At 40.5% G+C, this 7540-nt stretch carries 8 protein-coding genes; all 8 read left to right on the top strand.

Translation table 11 applies throughout. The features are described from left to right. Positions 1 to 661 (top strand): heme o synthase (gene cyoE, locus WB217_RS09680; RefSeq protein WP_423992902.1); only part of this gene is annotated, 661 nt, incomplete at its 5' end. 101 nt (positions 662 to 762) lie between these two features. Further along, a complete protein-coding gene (coxB, locus tag WB217_RS09675; protein ID WP_423992900.1) occupies positions 763 to 1836 on the top strand; it encodes a cytochrome c oxidase subunit II in 1074 nt (357 codons plus the stop codon). A gap of 31 nt (positions 1837 to 1867) precedes the next feature. Next, entirely contained in the window at positions 1868 to 3739 is a 1872-nt protein-coding gene (gene ctaD / locus WB217_RS09670; RefSeq protein ID WP_423992898.1) for a cytochrome c oxidase subunit I, read from the top strand. Further along, on the top strand, positions 3739 to 4368 hold the full coding sequence (locus tag WB217_RS09665) for a cytochrome (ubi)quinol oxidase subunit III (protein ID WP_423992896.1): 630 nt from the start codon (positions 3739 to 3741) through the stop codon (positions 4366 to 4368). The genes ctaD and WB217_RS09665 overlap by 1 nt, the downstream gene beginning before the upstream one ends. A 4-nt stretch (positions 4369 to 4372) precedes the next feature. After that, positions 4373 to 4708 (top strand): cytochrome c oxidase subunit IVB, encoded by a 336-nt coding sequence (ctaF, locus tag WB217_RS09660; protein WP_423992894.1) that lies wholly within the window; start codon positions 4373 to 4375, stop codon positions 4706 to 4708. Between the two features lie 163 nt (positions 4709 to 4871). Next, on the top strand, positions 4872 to 5780 hold the full coding sequence (gene ctaG, locus WB217_RS09655) for a cytochrome c oxidase assembly factor CtaG (protein WP_423992892.1): 909 nt from the start codon (positions 4872 to 4874) through the stop codon (positions 5778 to 5780). A 135-nt stretch (positions 5781 to 5915) separates the two neighbouring features. Beyond that, positions 5916 to 6380, top strand: a complete 465-nt coding sequence (locus tag WB217_RS09650; protein WP_423992890.1) for a DUF420 domain-containing protein — start codon at positions 5916 to 5918, stop codon at positions 6378 to 6380. Positions 6381 to 6484: 104 nt separating this feature from the next. Next, positions 6485 to 7540, top strand: a 1056-nt coding sequence (locus WB217_RS09645; protein ID WP_423992888.1) for a GNAT family N-acetyltransferase, incomplete at its 3' end; no start/stop codon positions are given.

Raw genomic sequence — 7540 nt, 5'->3', positions numbered from 1 at the left:
TGACATTGACCATCTTATGGAAAGAACAAAGGGTAGGCCGACTGTGACCGGCAGGGTGCAGCCTGGCAAGGTAGCACTGATGAGTTTCCTTCTTATTGGGGCAGGAACAGCCTTCTTATTAACCACTACATTAACAGCAGCGGTTATTGGGATCATCGGCGTATTCAGCTATGTAGTTCTTTATACGATGTGGTCAAAGCGCCAGTATGTTTCTAACACAATTGTCGGAAGCATTTCCGGAGCGGTCCCGCCGTTAATCGGCTGGGCAGCAGTAGATGCCAATCTCGATGTGATGGCCTGGATGCTGTTTGCCATTGTATTTGTTTGGCAGCCTCCTCACTTTTATGCGCTTGCAATGAGAAGGGTAGAAGAATATCGGGCAGCTGGCATTCCAATGCTTCCAGTTGTAAAAGGATTCAAGGCAACGAAAAGATCAATCTTTTTGTGGGTAGCTGCATTGCTGCCCTTGCCATTTTTCCTTCCATCCCTTGGAATTTCATTCATCATTCTTGCTACAGTACTGAATATTGGCTGGCTAGCTTTGGGAATCTATGGTCTCAAGCTTAAAGATGATATTAAATGGGCAAAAATGATGTTTATCTATTCATTACAATACTTAACAGTCATGTTTGTCGCTATGGTAATTGTCACATTAATTTAACCTTTGTTAGGATATCCTCTCTTTGACGAGAGGGGATTTTTCCATATATTTTAACAACAAAATTTATAAGATTTTTTACGAAAGAGGGGTTTAATAAAGCTATGAAGATGCTTGCTAAATGGCGTCTGCTATCAGTGTTCGCAATGATAGCATTAGTCTTGTCCGGCTGTGGTGAACCTTACCTGTCTACATTAAGACCTGCAGGGGAAGTTGCGCAATCACAGTATGAACTCATGTTATTGAGTACGGCAATTATGGTGGGAGTAATTGCAGTTGTCACAATCATTTTTATTTATGTTGTAATGAAATTCCGCAGGAAGAGTGACAGTGAAATTCCAAAGCAGGTTGAAGGAAACCACAAGCTTGAAATCCTGTGGACAGTTATTCCGATCTTATTGCTTTTAATTCTTGCTGTACCAACTGTTGCACAAACCTTCAATTTGGCGAATGTATCACCAATGGATAAGAAAAACAAAGATGGTAAAACGGATGTTCTTGTTGTTAACGTTCGTGCAAATCTTTACTGGTGGGAATTTGAGTATCCAAATGAAAAAATCATTACAAGTCAGGAATTAGTGGTCCCTACAGATGAAAAGGTTTACTTTAACCTTAAAGCTTCTGATGTAAAACACTCATTCTGGATTCCGTCAATTGGCGGTAAAATGGATACAAACACAGATAACGTCAACAAGTTCTGGCTTGAATTTGACAGCAAGGGTGCCGATGAAGCTGGCGGACTTTTCTACGGGAAATGTGCTGAGCTTTGCGGACCTTCTCACGCATTGATGGACTTCAAAGTAAAGGCACTGCCTCGCGCTGAATTCGATCAATGGGTAGCAGGCATGCAGTCAGTTAAAGAGCCTGTGAAAGCAGAAACTCAAACTGCACAAGAAGGACAAGAAATTTTCAATAATAGCTGTATTGGATGCCATGCTGTTACTCCGGCAAACACTGCTCCTGAAAAAGCCCGTGTAGGCCCTAACTTAACAAACTTTGGCGAACGTTCTCGTATTGCTGGTGTTCTTGACCATACTCCAGCAGACCTTAAGAAATGGTTAGAGGATCCAGATGCATACAAGCCAGGCAACAAAATGACTGGTAAATATGGAGAATTATCCGATGACCAGATTGAAGCATTAACAGAATATCTGATGGGCTTAAAAGTCCAGAAATAACAGGGGATTTGTTTGAAAGGGAGGTAAAACTGTGAGTACCTATGCTCAGAAAAAAGGGTTCGGCGCGACTTTATGGGAGTTCTTAACTACAGTCGACCATAAGAAAATCGCCATCCTTTATCTTATTGCTGGCGGATTCTTCTTTTTAGTTGGTGGATTAGAAGCTTTGTTCATCCGTATCCAGCTGGCTGTACCTAACAATGATTTTATTAGTGCAGGTTTCTATAATGAAATCCTGACGATGCATGGAACAACAATGATATTCCTTGCAGCGATGCCACTTTTATTTGCTTTTATGAACGCTGTTATGCCGCTTCAAATTGGAGCGCGAGATGTAGCGTTCCCATACATGAATGCATTAAGTTTTTGGCTGTTCTTCTTTGGTGGAGTTTTCTTGAACCTTTCATGGTTCCTTGGCGGAGCTCCTGATGCAGGCTGGACTTCATACGCATCACTATCGATTGCGTCCTCAGGCCACGGTATCGACTTCTACGCATTGGGATTACAGATTTCCGGTGCGGGAACACTAATGGGTGGGATTAACTTCCTGGTTACAATTATTAACATGCGTGCACCAGGGATGACTTATATGCGTATGCCGATGTTCACTTGGGCAACCTTTGTAACATCTGCATTGATTCTATTTGCATTCCCTCCGTTAACTGTTGGTTTATTCTTAATGATTTTTGACCGTATGTTCGGATCTAATTTCTTCGATGCAACGATGGGTGGTAACACAATTATCTGGGAACACCTTTTCTGGATTTTTGGACACCCTGAAGTTTATATCTTGATTCTTCCTGCGTTCGGTATTTTCTCTGAGATTTTCGCAATTTTCTCTAGAAAACGTCTATTTGGATACTCATCCATGGTATTCGCAACCGTATTGATCGGTTTCCTTGGATTCATGGTATGGGCTCACCATATGTTCACTACTGGATTGGGACCAATTGCGAACGCTATTTTCGCGGTAGCAACAATGGCGATTGCGGTTCCGACTGGTATTAAGATCTTTAACTGGATGTTCACTATGTGGGGAGGAAGCATTAAGTTCACTACGCCAATGCTATGGGCAGTTGCTTTCATTCCTTCATTCGTTGCCGGTGGTGTAACTGGGGTTATGCTTGCATCTGCTGCAGCTGACTATCAGTATCACGACAGCTATTTCGTAGTAGCTCACTTCCACTATGTTATCGTGGGCGGTGTAGTGTTCGCGCTATTTGCAGGAGCACACCTATACTGGCCAAAGATGTTTGGAACAATGCTAAATGAAACTTTAGGCAAAATTACTTTCTGGCTATTCCTTATTGGATTCCATTTAACATTCTTTATCCAGCACTTCCTAGGATTGATGGGGATGCCACGCCGTATCTTTACATTCCTTCCTGGACAAGGATTTGAAATGGGTAACCTAATTAGTTCTATTGGTGCAGGCTTCATGGCTGTTGCAGTAATCGTTCTCTTAATCAACGTCATCATGACTACTGTTAAAAACGAAAAAGTTGGGAATGACCCATGGGGCGATGGCCGTACACTTGAGTGGGCTATTCCGTCACCACCGCCATTCTACAACTTTAAGCAGCTTCCTTTAGTTCGTGGATTGGATGCATATTGGCTAGAAAAAATGGAAGGCAAAAAAGTCATGACTCCAGCTGAACCGCTTGGGGATATCCATATGCCTAACAATTCTTTCCTTCCATTCGTAACGTCATTTGGACTTTTCGTTGCTGCATTTGGGGCGACGTACCACGCAGAAAAAGATTGGGGACTTCTCGTTCTGATTCTCGGTATGGCTATTACTTTAGGATCAATGTTCGTACGTTCTATTAAGGATGATCATGGATTCCACATTCATAAAGAAGACTTAATTGATGAAGATAATGATAAGGGGGTAAAGGCATAATGCAAGCTGAAGAAAAATTCACTTATGAAACATGGCCTGCCGCGCCTGAGAAAGCTACCCTCGAAGCAAAAAACAAATTTTTGGGCTTCTGGTTTTTCCTTGGTGGAGAGACGGTATTGTTTGCCACTCTTTTCGCCACTTATCTTGCACTAAAAGATAAAGTTCCAAATGCAGAAATGGCTCTTGCAAAAGACCTTTTCGAAATTCCGATTGCTTTTGCAGCCACTATGCTTCTACTCACAAGTTCTTTAACAAGTGTATATGCTATGTATCACATGAAGAACTTCAACTTCAAGAAGATGCAGCTTTGGTTAGGATTAACTGTCCTTTTAGGAGCAGCTTTCCTTGGTTTGGAAATTTACGAGTTCAATCACTATGTACATGAGTTTCACCATACTTTCACGAGCAGTGCGTTTGGATCAGCCTTCTATACACTGGTAGGCTTCCACGGTGGTCACGTTGCATTCGGTTTGATGTGGATCACTACGTTAATGGTACGTAACTCAAAGCGTGGATTAAATCTCTACAACGCGCCTAAGTTCTATGTTGCCAGCCTTTACTGGCACTTCATTGACGTTGTATGGGTATTTATCTTCACGGTAGTATATCTTATGGGAATGGTGGGATAATCTGATGGCAAATCAACAACCAAGTTCAGGGAACCCAAGAGTAGACATCGAATATCGACGCAAAAAAAGCGCCGAAGAGATGAGATACCAAATCGTTTCTTTCACATTGATGATTTTTTTGACAATCGTTGCCTTCGTTGCTGTAGGTTATGAAGGATTCTCAGGCTGGTTCACAGTACCATTTATTCTGCTGCTTGCAGTAGTTCAGGTTATTTTCCAGCTATACTATTTCATGCACATGAGTCACAAAGGACATGAATCAGTTTCATTATTCCTATATTCAGGAGTACTTGTCGGTGCGATCACTATCCTTACTTTTACGACCATTATTTGGTGGTAAGCGTTAAATAGAATAATCTAAAGAAAAAATCGGCCAAAAAAGCCGATTTTTTCTTTGAGTATTATTGCTCTAGCATTTAATGGAAGGGTCAATTCATTGAAGTTGAATTACAATGAAAGTATAATGGAAGTAAAGTTTTTTATTTAGACGGGGTGGAAAAATTATGCTTACTCTTGATATATTTGGATTCAGAGCCTTATGGAGCCCGTTGTTTTTTCTTGCGCTGGCAGGATTATTAATAGCTTACTACCTTATTGTTTTTAAATACTACAGCCGATTTAAGGATGGAGTACCAGCAACGAAAAAGCAGGCTGCTTATTTTACAGCCTTTATCATCGTGCTATATTCAATAAAAGGCTCACCGGTAGATTTAATGAGCCACATCATGTTTTATATGCACATGATCCAGATGTCGGTCCTCTATTTGATTGCCCCTCCACTATTGATTTTTGGCGTGCCTAATTGGCTTTGGAGAGCATTTTTATCTCTTCCATACATTGAGCCGGTTTTTCGTTTTTTAACTAAGCCTTTGATTGCCTTAATCATGTTCAATGGAATATTCTCGATCTATCACATTCCGCTAGTTTTTGACTACGTCAAAACGGATATGTGGCTTCATGCTGGATATACTTCTGTCCTCTTTGTTTTTGCGATACTGATGTGGTGGCCGCTCATAAATGAACTAGAAGAATATCAGACATTATCTGGAGTTAAAAAGATGGGTTATATCTTTGCCGATGGTGTCCTGATCACTCCTGCATGTGCGTTAATTATTTTTGCTGATGCTCCAATGTATGCTACTTTTTCGGATCCGAATGCATGGGCACAGGCACTGCAATTATGTGTACCAACAACAACCCTTTCTTCGCTGAATCTTAGCGGTCCGGAAACCTTCAGTTCTATGTCGTTGCTTGAGGACCAGCGGTTGGGTGGAGTGATCATGAAGGTTATACAGGAACTCGTTTATGGTTTCTTCCTTGGATATGCATTTTTCCAATGGTTCCGAAGTGAAGAGGACCAGTCTGAGCAGGATGCAATCAACCTGGCACGTGCTCCTCAAACGGTAGAGTAATCAAGATGAATTTTGGCTTTCCATTTTGTGGGGAGCCATTTTTATTTTAACTGACAGAGAATCAATGATTGAAAAAATAACATCTGTCACCTACAATTAATCTTATGTAGAAATAATGATTGTGAGGGAATTTACATGTCGAATTTACCAATCTTGCCAACGATCAGCACATCGTTTATCGTTTTGAGCGCCATCTTTGTTGCGATCGGCTGGGCCCAGATAAAACAACGGAAAATTGAGAAACACCGGAAGACAATGATGCTGGCTGGAATATTTGCGTTAATATTTTTTGTTATATACGCATCTCGGACGATCTTTATCGGCAATACCTCATTTGGAGGACCAGAAAATATCAAGATTTATTACACAGTTTTCTTGATCTTTCACATTTCACTAGCAACAATCGGTGCAGTCCTTGGAATTATCTCCTTGTACACAGGCTATAAGAACAATCTTGACCGTCACCGTAAATTAGGACCAATTACAAGTATCGTCTGGTTTTTTACCGCGATTACTGGAGTAGCCGTTTATATGCTTCTTTATGTATTTTATAAAGGTGGAGAGACAACTTCTGTTATAAAAGCCATACTAGGATTTTAAAATTTCGTTTTTAAAAACATTGCGTAAAGCAATGTTTTTTATATTATTTGAAGGGTTTAAAGGTTATGAAACCGAAATATTGATGAATAAGGGGTGAGATTAGTTTGGAAATCAAAGTGTTAACAGAAGATGATTTTATGCAATCGATGAAACTATCCATGTATGCATTCCAATATCAAGTGCCAGAAAAAGATATTCCAAAGAGATTGGAAACACTAAAAAAGCACAGGTTGCTTGGGATCTTTGAGGGAGAGGAGCTTGCTTCGAAATTACATATTTTATCTTTGAGCATTAAGCTTGGAGAAATAGATTGGAAAATGGGAGGCATTGCTGGTGTAGCGACTTATCCTGAGCACAGACGAAAAGGATATGTAAACGCGCTGATGAAAAAGTCGCTTGAAGTAATGAATAAGGAAGGTAATATTGTTTCATTCCTTCATCCATTCGATATCCATTTTTATAGAAGATATGGCTGGGAAATTATTTCTGATTATCGTACTGTACAGATTGAAAAAAAAGATTTGAAATCGGTGGGCCGCTATACAGGTAAAATTAAGAGATACAAAGAAGAATCCCATTCTTCTGATATTGAAGGGGTTTATGAAAAATATGCTATGAAGCACAGCTGTATGCTTGTAAGGGATATCAGCTGGTGGCAAAATAGCATCTACGGCAGCCAGACCGCTGCTGTTTATTATAATTCAGAGAATGAACCAACAGGATATCTTTTATACGAAGTCAGCAATCAGGTGATGAAGGTTGAGGAATACGTACCTCTTGATCAAGAAGCAAGGTTAGGACTGTGGAACTTCATTTGTCAGCATGATTCAATGGTGGACCGGGTTGAAATGCGGCTCTCAGTGCATGAACCTTTCCCGTATTTCTTAAGCATGCCAAAGCTTAAAACAGAAGTATATCCCTATTTTTTGGGCAGGGTTGTAAATGCTGAAAAAGCGATAAAGTCATATCCTTTCAATAAGGATGGCAGCAAAGTCTTTTTGCATTTAGAAGACTCTATTGCACCATGGAACAACGGAACCTTTTTAATTGGAGGGGAAGGGGTTAAATTCTATCTTGTTAAAGAAGGAAGTTCTTGTGTAAAGCCGCCGCAGAGAGGATTGAATCTTAATGTGAACTCTCTTACTGCCATGCTATTTGGT

Origin of the sequence: Mesobacillus sp. (genome assembly GCF_049588175.1) — a bacterium.
Classification (GTDB): Bacteria; Bacillota; Bacilli; order Bacillales; family Cytobacillaceae; genus Mesobacillus.
Note: the sequence above shows the minus strand (reverse complement) of the source record. Positions and strands in the feature narration are given on the sequence as shown.

Excerpts from the sequence above, each read along its gene's own strand:
- WB217_RS09665 (WP_423992896.1), top strand. The coding sequence starts at position 3,739 with ATGCAAGCTGAAGAAAAATTCACTTATGAAACATGGCCTGCCGCGCCT.
- WB217_RS09650 (WP_423992890.1), top strand. The coding sequence starts at position 5,916 with ATGTCGAATTTACCAATCTTGCCAACGATCAGCACATCGTTTATCGTT.
- ctaG (WP_423992892.1), top strand. The coding sequence starts at position 4,872 with ATGCTTACTCTTGATATATTTGGATTCAGAGCCTTATGGAGCCCGTTG.
- coxB (WP_423992900.1), top strand. The coding sequence starts at position 763 with ATGAAGATGCTTGCTAAATGGCGTCTGCTATCAGTGTTCGCAATGATA.
- ctaF (WP_423992894.1), top strand. The coding sequence starts at position 4,373 with ATGGCAAATCAACAACCAAGTTCAGGGAACCCAAGAGTAGACATCGAA.